Raw genomic sequence first — 19,255 nt, forward strand, 5'->3', positions numbered from 1 at the left:
CGAGTCAACACGCATAACGAAAACTCTTGCGTGCACAGTGTGAACGGGTAGATCTTGTCTGCGCCGGTATGCTCGGCACCACACAGGGACGAGTCGGGACGAGAGGAGCGGAGCGGGTGCAGGACAACGCCACCGAAGTGACCGCCGCCGGAATCGCACGGCTGGCCGGCGTCGGCCGCGCGGCCGTGAGCAACTGGCGCCGTCGCCACGCCGACTTCCCCAAGCCCGTCGGCGGAACGGAGACCAGCCCGTCGTTCGCGCTCGCCGAGGTCGAGGCCTGGCTGCGTCACCAGGGGAAACTCGCCGAAGTGCCGTTGCGGGAACGCGTGTGGCAACACCTCGCCGGCCACCCCGAAAACCCGGCCACCGCGCTCGCCCACGCCGGCTGGGTGCTGCTGCTCATCCATGACCGGCCGACGGTCTGGCTGGAGATGAGCGCGGGGTCCGACGAGCGCCTCGCCGCGCTGCTGCCGGCCGCGCTGGAGCAGGTGGCCGCACCGCGCTTCGGCCGGGCGCAAGGTGAAGGTGGTGTTCACACCGACGCGGGCGAGGAGGTGCCGCCGACTGTGAACCGATCGGTAGCCGTGAACACTCCGGACGCCGCTTCAGAAGGGCCGCCCGCCCCGTCCGCCCCAGCCGTCCCTGCCGCCACCCCTGCCGCCCCCGCCGCCCCCGGGATGCCCTTCCCCACCGGCCCCCAGCTGTTCCCCTCCACCCCTCTCCTGCGCGGCGTGGCCGAGCTCGCCGCCGAGCTGGGCGCCCGCCAGACCTTCGAGTTCCTGCTCGGGCGGTACCTCGACGCCAACCCGCGCCAGTACACGCCCACCCCCACCGAGCTCGCCCGCCTCATGGCCGACCTCGCCGGCCCCGCCCGCACCGTCCTCGACCCGGCCTGCGGCACCGGCGCCCTGCTGCGCGCCCTCGACGCCCGCCCCGGCCAGGAGCTCCACGCCCAGGACAGCGCTCCCGAACTCGCCGTGCTCACCGCTCTCAGGCTCGCCCTGCACGGGCGGGCCACCGTGCGGGCGGCCGTCGGCGACAGCCTGCGCGCCGACGCGTTCCCGTGGCTGCGCGCCGACACCGTCCTGTGCCACCCCCCGTTCAACGAACGCAACTGGGGTCATGACGAACTGGCCTACGACCCGCGCTGGGAGTACGGCTTCCCGGCCCGCGCCGAGTCCGAGCTGGCCTGGGTGCAGCACGCGCTGGCCCGGCTGCGGGACGGCGGCACCGCCGTGCTGCTCATGCCGCCCGCCACGGCCTCCCGCCGCTCCGGCCGCCGGATCCGGGCCGACCTGCTGCGCCGTGGCGCGCTGCGGGCCGTCGTCGCCCTGCCGGTCGGCGCGGCGGCCCCGTACAACATCCCCCTGCACCTGTGGGTGCTGCGCCGGCCCGAGAAGGCGCCCGGCCGACCCGAGGTGCTGCTCGCCGACGCCGGGCAGTTCGCCGGCGAGGGGCGGGGCGGTCCCGACTGGCAGGCCGTCAGAGACGTCGTGCTCGACGCCTGGCAGGCCCACGACCGGGACGGCACCCTCCCGGAGCGGCCCGGTCTGGCGCGTTCGGTTCCCGTCATCGAACTCCTCGACGACGACGTCGACCTCGCCCCGGCCCGTCATCTCCCTCCCCCGGCGGCGGCCGACGGCGCCGAGCAGCTCGCGGCCGTGCGCGAGTGCCTCGACGCGACACTGCGCCTGACCACCGGTCTCACCCCGTCCCCCGCCGCGACGGCGCCGCCCGCCCGCTGGCCGCTCACCACCGTCGGTGAACTCGCCCGCGGGAGCGCCCTGGTGATGCGTACGGGCGGGAACGGCGGTCACGCGCGCGTGCCCGTCCTCACCGACCACGACGTGCTCGCCGGCACCGGCCCCTCGGGAACGCTGCCCGAGAGCGACGAGGAAGCCGTGCTGACGGAGGCCGGCGACGTGGTCGTGCCGGTGCTCGGCGGCGGCTCGGTGGTCCGGGTGGTCGACCCCGCGACGGCGGGCGCCGTCCTGGGGCGCAACCTCGTGCTCCTGCACCCCGATCCCGCGGCGCTCGACCCGTGGTTCCTCGCCGGGTTCCTGCGGGGCACCGCCAACAACCGCCAGGCCAGCAGTTACGCGTCCACCGCCACCCGGCTCGACGTGCGCCGGCTGCAGCTGCCCAGGCTCCCGCTGGACGAACAGCGGCGCTACGGCGCGCGGTTCCGCGCGCTCGACGAGTTCGAGCGGGCGCTCAGGCACGCGGGCCGGCTGGGGGACCAGCTCGTACGCGGCATGTACGACGGGCTGACGGACGGGACCGTACCCCCGGGCTGAGGCCCCGCGCGCTCCGCCCGCGCCCCGGGCCGCCGCGGGTCCTTCCCCGGCGTCACCTGCGGCGTCGTGCGAAGTGATCGGCGTGACAACGGTTCCGTACAACCCGGGACCGGTCCTCCGTGTCGGCCTATACGCTCGAACTCCGACATCGGACCCAGGCCCGGGAGCAGTCATGTACGGCCACGACGGGGCGCCACCCACCCGCAGTGCGGGAACCGTCATCACCTTGCGCGTGCTGTTCGCCGCCGCCGGGATCCTGTCGTGCGGTCTGCTCGCCTGCGTTCCGCTGTTCCGGGTCGCGCTCCAGCGCGGACGGTGGTTCGACTGGGCGGCGGCCTGGGTGTCGCTGCCGGTGTCCATCGGCGCGCTCGTGATCGTCGGCACGGTGCCGGAGAGCGACACCAGGGGTGATGTCGCGCTGGCCGTGGCGCTGATCCTCGGCGCCGGCAGCGTCGCGTACTACCTGGTCAGCGACATCCGTTTCCACACCGCGGGGCAGCGGTTCACGGGCTATGCCTCGCCCCACGCGCAGACCGTCCGCGAGCCGTACGGCCATCCGCAGCCCGGGCCGACCGCCCCGCCGTACACGGTCCCGCCCGTACAGCGGCCGCATCCGTCCCCGCCTCCCGTACCGGGGGCGTACGTGCCGAACACGCCGCCGCCCCGGCCCTCGGCGCCCCGGCCCCCGTCGCCGCGAGCCGCGCCCGCCCGTATCGATCAGGTGCGCGCCGAGCTCGACGAACTCAGCGACTATCTGCGCAAGAACGAGGGCCAGGGGCACGGCGGACACGAGGGCGGCCGGTGACCGCGGCGGCCGGGCGCGTCGTCGCGGGCCGGTACGAACTGGCCACGCTCATCGGCCAGGGAGGCATGGGCCAGGTCTGGACGGCCTACGACCAACGGCTCGACCGGCGCGTCGCGGTGAAGCTGCTGCGCCCCGACAGGGTCGTCGGCCAGGAGGCCGACGAACTGCGCCGCCGCTTCGTGCGCGAGTGCCGGGTGACCGCCCAGGTCGACCATCCCGGCCTGGTCACCGTGCACGACGCGGGCAGCGAGGGCGAGGAGCTGTTCCTCGTCATGCAGTACGTCGACGGCGCCGACCTCGCCGATCACCTCGCCGAGCACGACCCCTACCCGTGGCAGTGGGCGGTCGCGGTCGCCGCGCAGCTGTGTGCCGTACTGAGCGCCGTGCACGCCGTGCCGATCGTCCACCGTGACCTCAAGCCGCGCAATGTGATGGTGAAGCAGGACGGCACGGTGACCGTCCTCGACCTCGGCGTCGCCTCCGTCATGGACACCGACACCACCCGCCTCACGCACACCGGCTCCCCCATCGGCTCGCCCGCCTACATGGCGCCCGAGCAGGCGATGGGCGGCGCGGTCGGCCCGTACACCGACCTGTACGCGCTCGGTGTGCTGGTACACGAACTCCTCAGCGGCGAAGTGCCGTTCACGGGCTCGACGGCGCTCGGTGTGCTGCACCGCCACCTGTACGAGCCGCCGCTGCCCGTACGCCGGCTGCGCCCCGAGGTCCCGGAGGCGCTGGAGGGCCTGGTTCTGCGCCTGCTCGCGAAGGACCCGCAGCACCGGCCGGCCTCGGCACAGGAGGTGTACGAGCAGCTGGCACCGCTCCTGCCCCCGCGCGGAACCCCCACCGGGGCCCCGCTCGACCCCACGCGCCCGTTCCTGCGCCCGCACGCCCCCTGGCCGGACCGGGCGCGCACGCCCGCGCCCCGGCCCGCCCCCGTCGTACGGGACGCCGGCACACCGGATGTCGCCGACGCCGTCGACGAGGTGAAGCGCCTTCTGGGCGAGGGCCGCATCACCCAGGCCGTCGACATCCTCGGCGCGATCCTGCCCACCGCCGCACAGCAGCACGGCGAGCGCTCCCCGGTCGTACGGACCCTGCGCAAGCAGTACGCGGCCACGCTCATGGACGACGGCCAGTACCGGCGCGCGCTGCCCGAACTGCGCCGCCTCGCCGAGGAACGCGCCGCCGAGGCCGGCCTGGCCGACCCTCAGTCCCTGCGCCATCGCTACGAATCCGCCCAGTGCCTGGAGCAGTTGGGCGAACCGGCGGAGGCGCTCGCCGAGTACCGCGCGCTGCTGCCGTACTACGAGAACCGGTACGCGGCCGACGACCCGGAACTCGCCTTCGACGTCCGGCGCCGCATCGGGCACCTGCTGCTGGCGCTCGGCGACCGCGACGCCGCAGGCGACACCCTGGCCCGGCTGCTGCACGACGTGGAGCGGACGCACGGCCCCGGACACCCGCTCGCGGAGGAGATCCGCCGGACACTGCAATGGCTGGGGCAGGTGCGCGGCTAGATTTTGCCGTGCCCTGGGAGGATCTTGTGATTCTCCAGGGGCTTTCGTTTCCGAACGGGCATGCGCGGCCCGTTAAGTTGACCTGTTTCGTGCCGTGGGCGCCTCCTCGTGCGCTGTGCGCGCTGTCATCGCGCGACCGGCCGGTAGCACCGAACAACCACAGGGGTAGGTTCAGTTGTCCGAGCATCGTCAGTCGCGGAAACGCCGGTACATCGCGTGGGGGGTGGCCGGGGCCGCCGTCGTCGCCGGCGCCGGTGTCGCCGCGCAGACCTCCATGGCGGCCACGACCTGGCCCGCACAGAAGACCTACACGGGCCGTGCCTTCGACACCTGCACCGCGCCCTCGCTCAGCGCGATGACGGCCTGGCACACCGGTTTCTACGGAGCCGCGGCCGTGTACATCGGCGGCAAGAACCGCGGGTGCAACCAGCCCAACCTCACCCCGTCCTGGGTGAAGTCGGTCAGCGCGCTCGGCTGGAAGCTCATCCCGCTCTACGTCGGCGCCCAGCCGTCCTGCCAGACCGGGAGCAGTCCCGAGAAGCTCACCGCCTCGACCGCCGCGTCCATGGGCGCGTCCGACGGAGCGGACGCGGTCGCCAAGGCCGCCGCCCTCGGCATGAAGGCCGGCAGCCCGGTCTACCTCGACATGGAGTCGTACGACCTCACGAACAAGGCCTGCAACGACGCCGTGCTCACCTATGTGCGCGCCTTCGACAAGGCCCTGCGCGCCAAGACGTACCGCTCCGGGTACTACGGCTTCACCAGCTCCAGCGCCAAGGCCGTCGCGACCGCGGCCGACAAGACGGACCTGCCGGGCAACCTCTGGTACGCGCTGTGGGACAAGACGAACACCACGACCACCGACTGGCCTTGGGGCGCCACCCAGTTCACCGGCCACAGCCGTGCCCACCAGTACATGGTCAACAGCAAGGAGACCATCGGCGGCGTCACGATCACCGTGGACCGCGACGCCTGGGACGCGCCGGTCGCCATCACCGGCTGACGCGCGGACGCCCGCGCCGGGGACGGCCACGGCGGGTCGATCGGACGACCGGCCGGCCGTGGTCACCCGTACGGGCGGACCGCGGCCGTTCCGCGAGGCGAGGCTCGCCCGGTGGTGCCTGAAGTCGTCGTGAATCGTTGGTCGAATGGCTGGCCGAGAGGCGGGCCACTGCCTACCATCGATCACCGCAAGACTTTGTGCACCGTCGCACAATCTCCTCGGGAGGCTTCCTTGCACCGCCGCCGTCGCACCGCGCTCGTCCTCTCCGCCGCGATCGTCGCCGCGGCCCCCTTGCTCACCGGCTGCGGCAGCGATGCCCATCCGGGCGCGGCGGCCGTCGTCGGCGGCAGCCGGATCACCGTTTCGCAGCTCGAGAGCCGGGTGGACGAGGTGCGCTCGGCACAGCGGGCCGCCAGCAAGGACGACGCCCAGTACGCGCAGGTGGTCGCGAGCACCGGCACCCTCACCCGTGACACCCTGCACGGCCTGGTCCTGGACCGGGTCCTGGACCGGGCGGCCGGGAACGCAGGCGTGACCGTCACCCGCAAGGACACCCAGCAGATGCGCTCGGCCCTCGAACAGCAGGCCGGCGGTTCGAAGGCGCTGGAGACGGCCTGGCTGTCGAACTACGGCGTGGCGCCCAAGCGTCTCGACGACAGCCTGCGCACCGAGATCGAGGCCCGCAAGCTCGCCGTCGCGCTCGGCATCGACATGAACACCACCGACGGCAAGGCCGCCTTCTGGAAGGCGATGTCCGCCGCGTCCAAGGAACTCCACGTCGACCTGAACCCGCGCTACGGCACCTGGGACGTCCAGAGGAGCAGCCGCGTCGACGCGAAGACGCCCTGGCTGCGCGAGGTCTCCGCGGCGGCGAGCCAGCAGCCCGCCTAGCCCGCCTAGCCCGTCGGCGCGCGGCGGCGAAACGGCGGGGCGGCTGCTTCCCCGGGGTCTGTGGACAACTCCGGGGGTGTCGGCGGCGTGGGTTACGTTCGAGGGGTGAACGCAACCAGTGAACCGACGGGGGCCGCTCAGGGCAGTGAGCGGACCGCAGCCGATGTGACCGCCGAAGGCGATGCCGCTGCCGAGCCGGGCGCCGTCGGCGCGACCGCGGGCGGCGTGAGCGACGCCGACGTGAGTGACACCGGCTCCGGCCGTATCGTCCTGCTCACCACCAGCCACCGTGTCGCGCCCGGCCTGCTGTCCTGGCAGGCCTGGCAGGCGCTGCACGGCGCCGACCGGGTGCTGTGCTCGGACGGCGCGCACCCGCAGGTGCCGTATCTGCGCGAGGCCGGCATCAGGGTCCACGAGGAGTCCCCGGCCGCACGGGAACTGGTGGACGCCTGCGCCGGCGGCCGCACGGTGGTCGTCGTCGCCACCGGCGAGGGCGATGCCCGGCTCACCGACGGTCTGGCCCGCCTGGCGGGCTCCGGCCGCATACGGATGCCGGACCTGGAGCTGCTGCCCGCCTCGTACGACCTGCCGGGCGCCCGTCTGCTCGACCTCGTGCAGGTGATGGACCGCATCCGCGCCGAGTGCCCCTGGTCGTCCCGGCAGACGCACGAGGGCCTGGCGAAGTACGGCCTGGAGGAGGCGTACGAACTCGTCGAGGCCATCGAGGAAGGCGACCGGGACGAGTTGCGCGAGGAGCTCGGTGACGTCCTGCTCCAGGTCGTGTTCCACTCCCGGATCGCCGAGGACGACCCGGAGGCTCCGTTCTCCGTCGACGACGTGGCCGGTGGGATCGTCGCCAAGCTGATCCACCGGCACCCCCATGTCTTCGGCGACGAGACGGCCACCACGCCCGAGGAGGTCAAGGAGCACTGGCTGCGCACCAAGGCCGAGGAGAAGCGGCGCAGCTCCGTCACCGAGGGCGTCCCGCTCGGCCAGCCGGGCCTCGCCCTGGCGGCCAAGCTCTCGTCCCGGGCGCGCACAGCGGGACTTGACGTTCCGCTGCCCGCGGGGGAGGGAGTGGGGTACGAACTGCTGGCGATGGCCGTCCGTGCCGAGGCCGAGGGCGTCGACCCCGAGGCGGCACTGCGGGCGGCGGCGCGCACGTACCGCGACGCGATCCGCGGGGCGGAGGGCGTCGCGGAGCCCCACGGGGACGTCGAGGGCCACGGACACGCCGACGAGGAGGACACCCTCCAGGACGAGGACGAGGACGAGAACGAGGACGACGCCTAGGGAGGGGACGAGGGCGAGCCCGGCGACGAAGCCGACAACGACGCCCAGGGCCGGGACGAAGACGAGCCCGGCGACGAGCCCGGCGACGAGGACGGCAGGACGCCGGGCGGTCCGAGCGGTCGGGGTGTCGGCTCCTGCGGACACCGCGACAGGGAGGGCAGCGCGTCCTGCGGGCGTCGTGGCCCGGAGGGCGCCGCCCTCTGCGGTCCGGGAGCCGCTGCCCGCTGCCTGCGCCTCGACGCCCGCGCCCCACTGCCCGCGCCCCGCTGCCTGCGCCTCGACGCCCGCGCCCTGCCGCCCGCGCCTCTCTGCGGGCCGGAAGCGGCAGACCCCCGCGCCCCTGCGGCCAAGAGGCCGTCACCCCCTGCGGATACCGTCGAGGAGTGACCGAGCACGAGACCTCCTCCAGCGCCGCCCCCGAACTCTTCACCTGGGAGTTCGCCACCGATCCCTACCCGGCCTACGCCTGGCTCAGGGAGAACGCGCCCGTGCACCGCACACGGCTGCCCAGCGGGGTGGAGGCCTGGCTCGTCACGCGGTACGCCGACGCCAAGCAGACGCTCGCCGACCAGAGGCTGTCCAAGAACCCCGCGCATCACGACGAGCCCGAGCACGCGAAGGGCCGGACCGGGATTCCCGGGGAGCGCAAGGCCGAGCTGATGACGCACCTGCTGAACATCGATCCGCCGGACCACACCCGGCTGCGGCGGCTCGTCAGCAAGGCGTTCACACCCCGGCGCGTGGCCGAATTCGCGCCGCGGGTGCAGGAGCTGACGGATCAGCTCATCGACGGGTTCGCGGCCCGGGGTTCCGCCGACCTCATCCACGAGTTCGCCTTCCCGCTCCCCATCTACGCCATCTGCGACCTGCTCGGCGTCCCGCGCGAGGACCAGGACGACTTCCGGGACTGGGCGGGCATGATGATCCGGCACGGCGGCGGGCCGCGGGGCGGGGTCGCCCGGTCCGTGAAGAAGATGCGCGGATATCTCGCCGAACTGATCCACCGCAAGCGCGAGGCGCTGACCGCGGAGCCCGAGCCCGGCGAGGACCTCATCTCCGGGCTCATCCGCGCCTCCGACCACGGCGAGCACCTCACCGAGAACGAGGCCGCGGCGATGGCCTTCATCCTGCTCTTCGCCGGGTTCGAGACCACGGTCAATCTCATCGGGAACGGGATGCACGCCCTGCTCACCCACCCCGGGCAGCGGGAGCGGCTCCAGGCCTCCCTCGCGGCCGGGGAGAGCGGGCTGCTGGAGACGGGGGTCGAGGAACTCCTGCGCTACGACGGGCCCGTGGAACTGGCCACCTGGCGGTTCGCGACCGAGGACGTACGGATCGGCGGGCAGGACATCGCGGCCGGCGACCCCGTGCTGGTGGTCCTCGCCGCCGCGGACCGGGACCCCGAACGCTTCCAGGATCCGGACACGCTCGATCTCTCGCGACGTGACCTTCAGCACTTGGGTTACGGCCACGGCATCCACTACTGCCTGGGTGCGCCGCTCGCCCGGCTGGAGGGGCAGACCGCGCTCGCTACGCTCCTGGGCCGCCTTCCCGACATCCAACTCGCCGGAGAATCGGCCGATTTGCGCTGGCGCGGGGGCCTCATTATGCGTGGATTGCGCACACTTCCGGTGGAGTTCACCCCGGTCAAATAGGCCTTGATCGGCTCATCGCCGACCCTTCGCCGCCCCGGCCGAATTGATCCTTCCGCATACCGGAAACAGCGCTCCCACGGCTACCGGAACGTGACGGTCCATCAAATCTGTGATCTTCGCGTGATCTGTACTGCATCGACTTGTAACCAGCGTTCGACTGCGGCTACGTTCACCCATCAACGCGGCACCTGCACTTCCCACTTAGCAGGAGTCACGTGCTCCCCGCTGTCGCTCGAAAGGCTTTCGCATGCTCTCCGGGAACGGCCGTCACCGTCGCCCTCGTCAGGCCCCGGCGCTCATCGTCGCCGCAGGAGTGACCGGATCGGCGATCGCCATCCCGTTGCTCGCCGCGGCGAGCGCGAGCGCGGCCGACGGGTCCACCTGGGACCGCGTGGCACAGTGCGAGAGCGGTGGCGCCTGGAGCGCCAACCAGGGCAACGGCTACTACGGCGGCCTTCAGCTCGACCAGGAGAACTGGGAGGCGCACGGCGGCCTCGAGTACGCCCCGAGTGCCGACCAGGCCAGCCGCTCGCAGCAGATAGCCGTCGCCGAGAAGGTGCTCGCCGACCAGGGCCTCAAGGCCTGGCCGACCTGCGGGCCGCTCTCCGGGCTCAGCAAGGGCTCGGGCGAGATCAGTGTCGACACGGGCGTGGCCGGCGACTCGTCGGACACCGCGGACGACTCCAGTTCCTACGTTTCATCCGGTTTGGCGACTTCGCCCAGTGCGTCGGCTTCAGCCGATTCGTCTGGTTCGACCTCTTCGAGTGACTCCTCGGGCGCGGCCGGCAGCAGTGCGACCCCCAGCGCCTCGCAGGGTTCGGACGACTCGGGCGCGAAGGGCGACAAGAGCGACAAATCGGCCAAGTCCGGCCAGGAAGATGCCTCTTCGGGCGCCTCCGCCGCGCCGAGCAGCGGCACCGGGCGGCACCGCGGCGGGGAAGCCGCCGAGAACGCGACCGGTGGTGGCACCGACAACTCCGCCGGGCGGCATGCCGCGAGCGCCCCGAGCGCGACCGTCGACGACTCGTACGCCGCGAAGGTCCTCGGCAGCATCTGGGACGCCTCCGGCACCCTCGACAACGTGTGGGACGACGTGCCCACCGCGGACACGGCCGCGGCCGACAGTGGTCCGGGCCTCGTCGTCCCTGGTCGGAGCATTGCGGTCGTCGCCGAAGAGGCCCAGTAGCAGCGGGAGTTCGCGTCATGGTTCGCTGTGGAATGTCCCATTTGGCGCAAGTGAGAGATGGGTCTCAGAAGCCCTGATCGTCTTTGAATTTCCGCGGATCGACTGCTTACGGTCGTGACCGCTCGCCACAGCGGGCCCCGACGGTCGCAACGCCGAATCCTGCCAACGGCCGTACGGGAACAGTCGTCGCGTCATGCGCCGTCGGCAGGAGCGGGGGACCCAAGGTAAGCGCCGGGCCCGGGAGTCGAGAGACATCCGGGAACGGCTTGGGGTGAAGCCGCGCACCGGGCGTCCTGGAGACAGGACCGAAGGCGCGTGGCCGGGCAACTCAACCGGCCCGAACCCGACAGCTCACCTCGCAGGCGTCGGTGAGGGGATCACTCCATGCTGTTTTCCGGCAAGGGCAAGCACCGCCGTCCGAACAAGGCCACCCGTGTCGCCACGCTCGCCGGTGTCACCGGTGTCGCCATCGCCGCGCCGCTGATGGCGGCCGGCAGCGCCTCCGCCGCCACCGCCTCCGAGTGGGACGCGGTCGCCCAGTGCGAGTCCGGCGGCAACTGGTCGATCAACACCGGCAACGGCTACTACGGCGGCCTGCAGTTCTCGTCCTCCACCTGGGCCGCGTACGGCGGCACCGCCTACGCCTCGAGTGCCGACCAGGCCTCGAAGTCGCAGCAGATCGCCATCGGCGAGAAGGTCCTCGCCGCGCAGGGCAAGGGTGCCTGGCCGACCTGCGGCGTCGGCCTGTCGAGCACCCCGTACGCCGGCGGCTCGGCCCCCGCGGCCCCGTCGACGTCCTCCTCGCCGAGCGCCTCGCAGAGCGCCCCCGCCACCCGTACGACGGAGCAGCACGCCGCCCGTTCCGCGGAGCGTCCCGCCGTCCAGAAGACCGTCACCACGCCGACCGGCAAGAAGGTCAAGAAGGGCGACGGCGAGTACAAGGTCGTCAAGGGCGACACCCTCAGCTCGATCGCCGAGAAGAAGCACGTCAAGGGTAGCTGGCAGCACCTGTTCAAGCTGAACCACGGCATCGTCGCCGACGCCGACTTCATCTACCCGGGCCAGCAGCTGCACCTGCGCTGAGCGGTGCGGCACGCCGGTCGGCCCGGCCACCTTCGGCGGAAGGTGGCCGTGATCCCGGCACCGTGCCGCGTCACCCGGCCGGAAGACAGCTCCCTCGCGCGGCCTCCGTCACCGGAAGCCCGCCGAGGTTCCCCGTCCCCACGGGCTCCCCGCTCCGGCGCGTGTTCCCCCGCACGTGCCGGAGCGGGGTTTTTTATTTCTTTTTTTGTTCCGTTCAGGAACAATATGTAGGCTCAGTCCGTTCGAGGGGCGGTCGATCGCTGGCCGATCCCCGTGAGCCGGTTAGGCTCATCCCGCGGGGCTGCCGAGCCCCGCGTACCGCGTCACATCCCATAAGGAGATGCTCGTGCCGTCCATCGACGTCGTCGTAGCCCGGGAAATCCTGGACTCCCGAGGCAACCCCACGGTCGAGGTCGAGGTCGGCCTCGACGACGGCAGCACGGGTCGTGCCGCCGTTCCGTCCGGTGCCTCCACCGGAGCCTTCGAGGCCATCGAGCTCCGCGACGGTGACCCCAACCGCTACCAGGGCAAGGGTGTCGAGAAGGCCGTCCTCGCCGTCATCGAGCAGATCGGCCCGGAGCTCGTCGGCTACGACGCCACCGAGCAGCGCCTGATCGACCAGGCGATGTTCGACCTGGACGCCACCGACAACAAGGGCTCGCTCGGCGCCAACGCCATCCTCGGCGTCTCGCTCGCCGTCGCGCACGCCGCCTCCGAGGCGTCCGACCTGCCGCTCTTCCGCTACCTGGGCGGACCGAACGCGCACCTGCTGCCCGTTCCGATGATGAACATCCTGAACGGCGGCTCGCACGCCGACTCCAACGTGGACATCCAGGAGTTCATGATCGCCCCGATCGGCGCGGAGTCCTTCTCCGAGGCGCTGCGCTGGGGCGCCGAGGTCTACCACACCCTCAAGAAGGTGCTGAAGACCAAGGGCCTGTCGACCGGCCTCGGCGACGAGGGCGGCTTCGCCCCGAACCTGGAGTCCAACCGCGCCGCCCTCGACCTCATCGTCGAGGCCATCAAGCAGGCCGGTTACGTCCCCGGCGAGCAGATCGCGCTCGCCCTCGACGTCGCCGCGTCCGAGTTCTACAAGGACGGCAAGTACGAGTTCGAGGGCAAGTCCCGCTCGGCCGCCGAGATGACCGAGTACTACGAGGAGCTCGTCTCCGCGTACCCGCTCGTCTCCATCGAGGACCCGCTGTACGAGGACGACTGGGCCGGCTGGAAGGTCATCACCGACAAGCTGGGCGACAAGGTCCAGATCGTCGGCGACGACCTCTTCGTCACCAACCCGGAGCGTCTGGCCCGCGGCATCGAGGAGGGCTCCGCCAACGCCCTGCTCGTCAAGGTCAACCAGATCGGTTCGCTGACCGAGACCCTGGACGCCGTCGAGCTGGCCCAGCGCAACGGCTTCAAGTGCATGATGTCCCACCGCTCCGGCGAGACCGAGGACGTCACCATCGCCGACCTCGCGGTCGCCGTGAACTGCGGCCAGATCAAGACCGGCGCCCCGGCCCGCTCGGACCGCGTCGCCAAGTACAACCAGCTGCTGCGCATCGAGGAGATCCTCGACGACGCCGCGGTCTACGCCGGCCGCTCGGCGTTCCCCCGCTTCAAGGGCTGACCCGTACGGCTCAGGAAGCGTCCTTTCGTACGTCCCCGTACCCGGTCCCGTACCGTGTGCGGGGACGTACGCACGTGACGGGCCCGTACGACGGGCCAGTACTGGGGAGGCGGGACTCATGGCCGTGAAGGACCGGGACCGGTTCTCCACCTCGACCCGGCTGAAGCTGCTCGGCGAGCAGACGGCGGCCCGGGTCTACCGCTCCCAGACCAAGCGGCAGGCGCGCCGCTCCCGGCTGACCGGCCGGGCCGCGCTGCTCGCCATGGTCCTGTGCTCCCTGATCGTCGCCCTCGCGTACCCGATGCGGCAGTACGTCTCCCAGCGCGCCCAGATCGGCGACCTGGAGCGGCAGCGGGACCAGGCCCGGCAGCGGGTCGAGCAGCTGCGCGACCTCAAGGCGCGCTGGCAGGACGACGCGTACGCGAAGCAGCAGATCCGGCAGCGGCTGCACTACGTGATGCCGGGCGAGACCGGCTATGTCGTGATCGACCCGGACGCCGCGAAGCAGGCCCGTGCCGAACGGGGCGCCGCCGACCGCCCCTGGTACACCGACGTCTGGGACGGCGTGGACAGATCCGACGCCGCCGACCAGTGACGACCCATGAACTGACCAGAAAGACACGTGACTCACGGCATGGAAACGCCACCGCCCACCACCCCGCGCACCGAGCCCACCGACGCCGACGTCGAGGCCTTCAAGCAGCAGCTCGGCCGGCCGCCGCGCGGACTGCGCGCGATCGTGCACCGCTGCCCCTGCGGCCAGCCGGACGTGGTGGAGACGGCGCCCCGCCTCCCCGACGGCACGCCGTTCCCGACCACGTACTACCTGACGTGCCCGCGGGCCGCGTCCGCGATCGGGACGCTGGAGGCCAACGGGGTCATGAAGGAGATGACCGAGCGGCTGGCCACCGACCCCGAACTGGCCGCGGCCTACCGCGCCGCCCACGAGGACTACATCGCGCGCCGTGACGCCATCGAGGTCCTGGAGGGCTTCCCGAGCGCGGGCGGCATGCCGGACCGGGTGAAGTGCCTGCACGTCCTGGTGGCCCACTCGCTGGCCGCGGGACCGGGCGTCAACCCGCTCGGCGACGAGGCCATCGCGATGCTGCCCGAGTGGTGGCGCAAGGGCGCCTGCGTCACCCAGGCCGGACCGCCGTCCGGCGACGGGTGGCAGGTGGAGACGACCGGAGAGGGCGCCGACGCCGGCCACTTCGCCTTCAAGCCTGCCGAGTCCGCCGAGTCCGCCGAGTCCGCCGAGTCCACCGAACCCGGCGAGTCCTCCGAGTCCGGTGAGGACGGCCGGTGACCCGCGTCGCCGCCGTCGACTGCGGTACGAACTCCATCCGGCTCCTGGTGGCCGACGCGGACCCGCGCACGGGTGAACTCACCGACCTGGACCGGCGGATGACCATCGTCCGGCTCGGCCAGGGAGTCGACCGCACCGGCCGGCTCGCCCCCGAGGCGCTGGAGCGGACCTTCGCCGCCTGCCACGCGTACGCCGAGGCCATCGAGGAGCACGGCGCGGAGCGGCTGCGCTTCGTCGCCACCTCCGCCTCCCGGGACGCCGAGAACCGGGACGAGTTCGTGCGCGGGGTGTTCGACATCCTGGGCGTCGAACCGGAGGTCATCACCGGGGACCAGGAGGCCGAGTTCTCCTTCACCGGCGCGACCAGGGAGCTGGCCGGGCGCGACGACCTCGCCACGCCCTACCTGGTCGTGGACATCGGCGGCGGTTCGACCGAGTTCGTCGTCGGCACCGACCGGGTGAGCGCGGCCCGCTCCGTGGACATCGGCTGCGTACGGATGACGGAACGCCACCTCGTCCGCGACGGCGTCGTGACCGACCCGCCCACCGCGGAGCAGGTCGCGGCCATGCGCGCCGACATCGAGTCGGCCCTGGACCTCGCCGAGGAGACCGTCCCGCTGCGCGAGGCGCGCACCCTGGTGGGGCTGGCCGGTTCGGTCACCACGATCGCGGCGATCGCGCTGGACCTGAAGGAGTACGACTCCGAGCGGATCCACCACTCCCGGGTCCCCCTCGCGCGCGTCCGCGAGATCACCGAGTGGCTGCTGCGCTCCACCCACGCCGAGCGGGCCGCGATCGGCTCGATGCACCCGGGCCGGGTGGACGTGATCGGGGCCGGCGCCCTCGTGCTGCTCTCGATCATGGAGCGGACCGGGGCCGAGGAGGTCGTGGTCAGCGAGCACGACATCCTCGACGGGATCGCCTTCAAGGTGGCCGAGGAAGCCGAGGCCGCCCGGCAGGGCGACTGAAGCGCCGAAGCGGACGGGCGCGGGGTGCCGGCATGCGACGGCGCCCCGCCCGGCAGGACGGCCGGTGCCCGCGCCGACGCGTCGGGAACGGGCGCGAGAAGGCCCCGGTCCCCCTTTCCGGGGGGCCGGGGCCTTCTCGCCCTCCGGCGGCCGGACAGGGCTTCCGGCGACCGCTCCGGGGGTGTTCCGGGGGCGCCGCGCGAGCGTGGCACTGGTCTCGTTCACTACCGATCGGTAGCCTCGGCTGAGCGGAATGGATAACGTATGAGCGTGCCGGACGGGGGCGTGGAACCCCTCCGGCGAGGCCCTGCCGAGAAACTTCGTGAAGTTCTTCACAAGGAAAAAGCCCCTGCTGAGCGACGAAGGGGCCACTTGGGCCCTTCCGTGGGGCCCGGACGGTCCGGCAGCATGCTCGGTGAAGCGTTGCGACGGCGTTTCGGAGCGATGAAACACAGGTGCGGTCCGCTGGGCCGAACGGGTTGGGCCGCAGCTCACACGGTGTTGACAACGGTACGAACCGTACGGCGGTCCACCCCTGCCGCCATGGCCCCGATCGCGAGGGCGGCGGAGTGTAGCAGAGCCCCTGCCCGAGCTTGTGAAGGGGCGCACGAGCGACCCCCCTGAAGCAGGTGGATACTCGATGGCATGAGCACCACGGAGCGTCCCAGGATCCTCGTAGTAGGCGGTGGGTACGTAGGCCTGTACGCAGCTCGGCGCATCCTCAAGCAGATGCGCTACGGAGAGGCGACCGTCACGGTCGTCGACCCCCGGTCGTACATGACCTACCAGCCCTTCCTCCCCGAAGCAGCCGCCGGCAGCATCTCCCCGCGGCACGTCGTCGTCCCGCTGCGGCGTGTACTTCCCAAGGCGGAGGTCCTCACCGGCCGGGTCACCACCATCGACCAGGACCGCAAGGTCGCCACGGTCGCCCCCCTCGTGGGCGAGGCGTACGAGCTGCCTTTCGACTACCTCGTCATCGCGATGGGCGCGGTCTCCCGCACCTTCCCGATCCCCGGCCTCGCCGAGCAGGGCATCGGCATGAAGGGCATCGAGGAGGCCATCGGCCTGCGCAACCACGTTCTCGAGCAGCTCGACAAGGCCGACTCCACCACGGACGAGGACGTCCGCCGCAAGGCGTTGACCTTCGTCTTCGTGGGTGGCGGCTTCGCCGGCGCCGAGACGATCGGTGAAGTCGAGGACATGGCCCGCGACGCGGCCAAGTACTACAGCAGCGTGTCCCGCGAGGACATGCGCTTCATCCTCGTCGACGCCGCGGACAAGATCCTTCCCGAGGTCGGTCCCAAGCTCGGCCAGTACGGCAAGGAGCACCTGGAGAGCCGCGGTGTGGAGATCTACCTCTCCACCTCCATGGACTCCTGCGTCGACGGCCACGTCGTGCTGAAGAACGGCCTCGAGGTCGACTCCAACACGATCGTCTGGACGGCCGGCGTCAAGCCGAACCCCGTTCTCTCCCGCTTCGGTCTGCCGCTCGGCCCGCGTGGCCACGTGGACACCCAGACCACCCTCCAGGTGCAGGGCACGGACTACATCTGGGCCGCGGGCGACAACGCCCAGGTGCCGGACGTCGCCGCCCGCAAGGCCGGGGTCGAGAACGCCTGGTGCCCGCCGAACGCGCAGCACGCGCTGCGTCAGGCCAAGATCCTCGGCGACAACGTGATCTCCGGCATGCGGGGCTTCCCGCAGAAGGAGTACTCGCACGCCAACAAGGGCGCCGTGGCCGGTCTCGGTCTGCACAAGGGCGTCGCGATGATCGTCATGGGCAAGATGAAGATCAAGCTCAAGGGCCGTCTCGCCTGGTACATGCACCGCGGCTACCACGGTCTGGCCATGCCGACCTGGAACCGCAAGATCCGCATCTTCGCGGACTGGACGCTCGGGATGTTCCTCAAGCGCGAGGTCGTCTCCCTGGGTGCCATGGAGACTCCGCGCGAGGAGTTCTACGAGGCCGCCAAGCCGGCTCCGGCCGCCCCGGCGCCCGCCGTGAAGACCGAGGAGAAGGCCAAGGCCTCCTGACCCTCCGTCACCGAACGCCCCGAAGGGGCCGCCCGCCATCCGTGGTGCGGGCGGCCCCTTCGGCGTTTCCCGTCACGCGTCCGGACGCGTGACGGCACGTCGTTCAAAGCATGGCGCATACACATGTTTTACGAATCTGTGTCGCGGAAGCGGGACTGCGCGCTGAGCGGGTAGATGTTTACCGGGTGTCGGAGCGTTCGGGAGTGCTGTCTCGGAGGTGTACGCCATGCAGGACGCCGCGCCGCGGCTCAAAGGCCTTGTCGAACAGTTGCTGGGAGCCCCGCTCCCCTTGCGCGTCCGCGCCTGGGACGGTTCACAAGCGGGCCCGCCCGCGGCTCCGGTGCTCGTCGTCCGCAACCGGCGGGCCGTGCGCCGTCTGCTGTGGAAACCGGGCGAGTTGGGACTCGCCCGCGCCTGGGTCGCCGGGGACCTGGGCATCGAGGGCGACCTGTACACCGCCCTGGACCTGCTGTCCGGACTCGTCTGGGAGCGCGGGCAGGACGCGCGCGGACTCCGGGCGGCGCTGCGCGACCCCGAGGTGCGCGCCGCCGTCCGGGGGCTGGTGAGGATGGCCGGGCCACTGCCGCCCGCCCCGCCCGCCGAGGAGGTGCGCCGCCGCCACCACCTGCACACCCGGCACACCGACCGGAGGGCCATCAGCCACCACTACGACGTCGGCAACGACTTCTACGAGCTCGTCCTCGGCCCGTCCATGGTCTACTCGTGCGCCTACTGGGAGGAGGGCGGCACCCTGGAGGAGGCACAGCGCGACAAGCTCGAACTCGTCTGCCGGAAGCTGGCGCTGAAGCCCGGTCAGCGGCTCCTGGACGTCGGCTGCGGCTGGGGCTCGATGGCCGTGCACGCCGCCCGCGACCACGGCGCGAACGTGGTCGGGGTGACGCTGTCGCAGGAACAGGCCACGTACGCCCGTAAAAGGGTCGCGGACGAGGGGCTGACCGACCGGGTGGAGATCAGGGTGCAGGACTACCGGGACGTCGCCGACGGGCCCTACGACGCGATCTCCTCCATCGGGATGGCCGAACACGTCGGCGCCGAGCGCTACCTGGAGTACGCCGAGGTGCTCGGCCGCCTCCTCCGCCCCGGCGGGCGGCTGCTCAACCACCAGATCGCGCGGCGGCCGGAGCGCGACGAATCCTCGTACTCCGTCGACGAGTTCATCGACGCCTATGTGTTCCCCGACGGCGAACTCGCGCCCGTCGGGACGACCGTGGCGCAGCTGGAGCGGGCCGGGTTCGAGGTGCGTGACGTCGAGGCCCTGCGCGAGCACTACGCGCTCACCCTGCGCCGCTGGGTCGCCAATCTGGAGGCCGGATGGTCGCGTGCCGTCCGGCTCACCGGTGCGGGCCGGGCGCGCGTCTGGCGCCTGTACATGGCGGCCAGCGCGGTCGCCTTCGAACGCAACCAGATCGGCGTCAACCAGGTCCTGGCGGTGAAGACCGCGGCCGGGAGCGGCGCGTCCGGGATGCCGCTGCGGGCGAGGACCTGGAACTGACGCGCGGAGCGGCGGCGCGGCGCACGGGGAAGGGGCCCGCTCCGGACGGAGCGGGCCCCTTGTGTCTCCGG

15 protein-coding genes and 1 riboswitch are annotated in these 19,255 nt (G+C 71.9%); all 15 genes read left to right on the forward strand.

Translation table 11 applies throughout. From position 1 onward, the window contains the following. Positions 1-116 precede the first annotated feature (116 nt). The 15 genes from ACH4S8_RS38755 to ACH4S8_RS38825 all read left to right on the forward strand — a co-directional run bounded on the left by ACH4S8_RS38755 (position 117) and on the right by ACH4S8_RS38825 (position 19,184). On the forward strand, positions 117-2,297 hold the full coding sequence (locus tag ACH4S8_RS38755; protein WP_398402864.1) for an N-6 DNA methylase: 2,181 nt from the start codon (positions 117-119) through the stop codon (positions 2,295-2,297). Positions 2,298-2,469: 172 nt separating this feature from the next. Then, complete coding sequence (locus tag ACH4S8_RS38760) at positions 2,470-3,102, forward strand: hypothetical protein (RefSeq protein WP_398402866.1); 633 nt, start codon at positions 2,470-2,472, stop codon at positions 3,100-3,102. A 38-nt stretch (positions 3,103-3,140) separates the two neighbouring features. Beyond that, positions 3,141-4,625: a protein kinase gene (locus ACH4S8_RS38765; RefSeq protein WP_398403015.1), complete on the forward strand. Its 1,485-nt coding sequence runs from the start codon at positions 3,141-3,143 to the stop codon at positions 4,623-4,625. A gap of 175 nt (positions 4,626-4,800) precedes the next feature. Continuing rightward, entirely contained in the window at positions 4,801-5,628 is an 828-nt protein-coding gene (locus ACH4S8_RS38770) for a glycoside hydrolase domain-containing protein (protein ID WP_398402868.1), read from the forward strand. A gap of 231 nt (positions 5,629-5,859) precedes the next feature. After that, the gene (locus ACH4S8_RS38775; protein WP_398402871.1) at positions 5,860-6,519 is read left to right on the forward strand and encodes a SurA N-terminal domain-containing protein; all 660 of its coding nucleotides are present in this window, start codon (positions 5,860-5,862) and stop codon (positions 6,517-6,519) included. 225 nt (positions 6,520-6,744) lie between these two features. After that, positions 6,745-7,812, forward strand: a complete 1,068-nt coding sequence (locus tag ACH4S8_RS38780; RefSeq protein WP_398403017.1) for a nucleoside triphosphate pyrophosphohydrolase — start codon at positions 6,745-6,747, stop codon at positions 7,810-7,812. Between the two features lie 383 nt (positions 7,813-8,195). Further along, positions 8,196-9,467, forward strand: coding sequence for a cytochrome P450 (locus ACH4S8_RS38785; protein WP_398402873.1), 1,272 nt, complete (start codon positions 8,196-8,198; stop codon positions 9,465-9,467). Positions 9,468-9,714: 247 nt separating this feature from the next. Next, positions 9,715-10,653: a transglycosylase family protein gene (locus ACH4S8_RS38790; protein ID WP_398402875.1), complete on the forward strand. Its 939-nt coding sequence runs from the start codon at positions 9,715-9,717 to the stop codon at positions 10,651-10,653. A 186-nt stretch (positions 10,654-10,839) separates the two neighbouring features. Beyond that, a riboswitch (cyclic di-AMP (ydaO/yuaA leader) is annotated at positions 10,840-11,033 on the forward strand. A gap of 4 nt (positions 11,034-11,037) precedes the next feature. Further along, on the forward strand, positions 11,038-11,736 hold the full coding sequence (locus tag ACH4S8_RS38795; RefSeq protein WP_398402877.1) for a transglycosylase family protein: 699 nt from the start codon (positions 11,038-11,040) through the stop codon (positions 11,734-11,736). Positions 11,737-12,076: 340 nt separating this feature from the next. Beyond that, positions 12,077-13,363 (forward strand): phosphopyruvate hydratase, encoded by a 1,287-nt coding sequence (gene eno, locus ACH4S8_RS38800; protein ID WP_037628200.1) that lies wholly within the window; start codon positions 12,077-12,079, stop codon positions 13,361-13,363. A gap of 118 nt (positions 13,364-13,481) precedes the next feature. Then, on the forward strand, positions 13,482-13,958 hold the full coding sequence (locus ACH4S8_RS38805) for a septum formation initiator family protein (protein WP_398402880.1): 477 nt from the start codon (positions 13,482-13,484) through the stop codon (positions 13,956-13,958). A gap of 39 nt (positions 13,959-13,997) precedes the next feature. Beyond that, the gene (locus ACH4S8_RS38810; protein WP_398402882.1) at positions 13,998-14,669 is read left to right on the forward strand and encodes a DUF501 domain-containing protein; all 672 of its coding nucleotides are present in this window, start codon (positions 13,998-14,000) and stop codon (positions 14,667-14,669) included. After that, entirely contained in the window at positions 14,666-15,637 is a 972-nt protein-coding gene (locus tag ACH4S8_RS38815) for an exopolyphosphatase (RefSeq protein ID WP_398402884.1), read from the forward strand. Before ACH4S8_RS38810 ends, ACH4S8_RS38815 begins: the two co-directional genes overlap by 4 nt. Before the next feature lie 645 nt (positions 15,638-16,282). Continuing rightward, the gene (locus ACH4S8_RS38820) at positions 16,283-17,671 is read left to right on the forward strand and encodes an NAD(P)/FAD-dependent oxidoreductase (protein WP_398402886.1); all 1,389 of its coding nucleotides are present in this window, start codon (positions 16,283-16,285) and stop codon (positions 17,669-17,671) included. 226 nt (positions 17,672-17,897) lie between these two features. Then, positions 17,898-19,184, forward strand: a complete 1,287-nt coding sequence (locus tag ACH4S8_RS38825) for a class I SAM-dependent methyltransferase (RefSeq protein ID WP_398402888.1) — start codon at positions 17,898-17,900, stop codon at positions 19,182-19,184. Positions 19,185-19,255 lie beyond the last annotated feature (71 nt).

Origin of the sequence: Streptomyces sp. NPDC021080, from assembly GCF_044333225.1 — a bacterium.
Taxonomy (GTDB): domain Bacteria; phylum Actinomycetota; class Actinomycetes; order Streptomycetales; family Streptomycetaceae; genus Streptomyces.

What these genes read in the sequence shown, in the direction of transcription:
- ACH4S8_RS38760 (WP_398402866.1), top strand. Translation starts at nt 2,470, where the DNA reads ATGTACGGCCACGACGGGGCGCCACCCACCCGCAGTGCGGGAACCGTC.
- ACH4S8_RS38790 (WP_398402875.1), top strand. Translation starts at nt 9,715, where the DNA reads ATGCTCTCCGGGAACGGCCGTCACCGTCGCCCTCGTCAGGCCCCGGCG.
- ACH4S8_RS38795 (WP_398402877.1), top strand. Translation starts at nt 11,038, where the DNA reads ATGCTGTTTTCCGGCAAGGGCAAGCACCGCCGTCCGAACAAGGCCACC.
- eno (WP_037628200.1), top strand. Translation starts at nt 12,077, where the DNA reads ATGCTCGTGCCGTCCATCGACGTCGTCGTAGCCCGGGAAATCCTGGAC.
- ACH4S8_RS38805 (WP_398402880.1), top strand. Translation starts at nt 13,482, where the DNA reads ATGGCCGTGAAGGACCGGGACCGGTTCTCCACCTCGACCCGGCTGAAG.
- ACH4S8_RS38810 (WP_398402882.1), top strand. Translation starts at nt 13,998, where the DNA reads ATGGAAACGCCACCGCCCACCACCCCGCGCACCGAGCCCACCGACGCC.
- ACH4S8_RS38820 (WP_398402886.1), top strand. Translation starts at nt 16,283, where the DNA reads ATGAGCACCACGGAGCGTCCCAGGATCCTCGTAGTAGGCGGTGGGTAC.
- ACH4S8_RS38825 (WP_398402888.1), top strand. Translation starts at nt 17,898, where the DNA reads ATGCAGGACGCCGCGCCGCGGCTCAAAGGCCTTGTCGAACAGTTGCTG.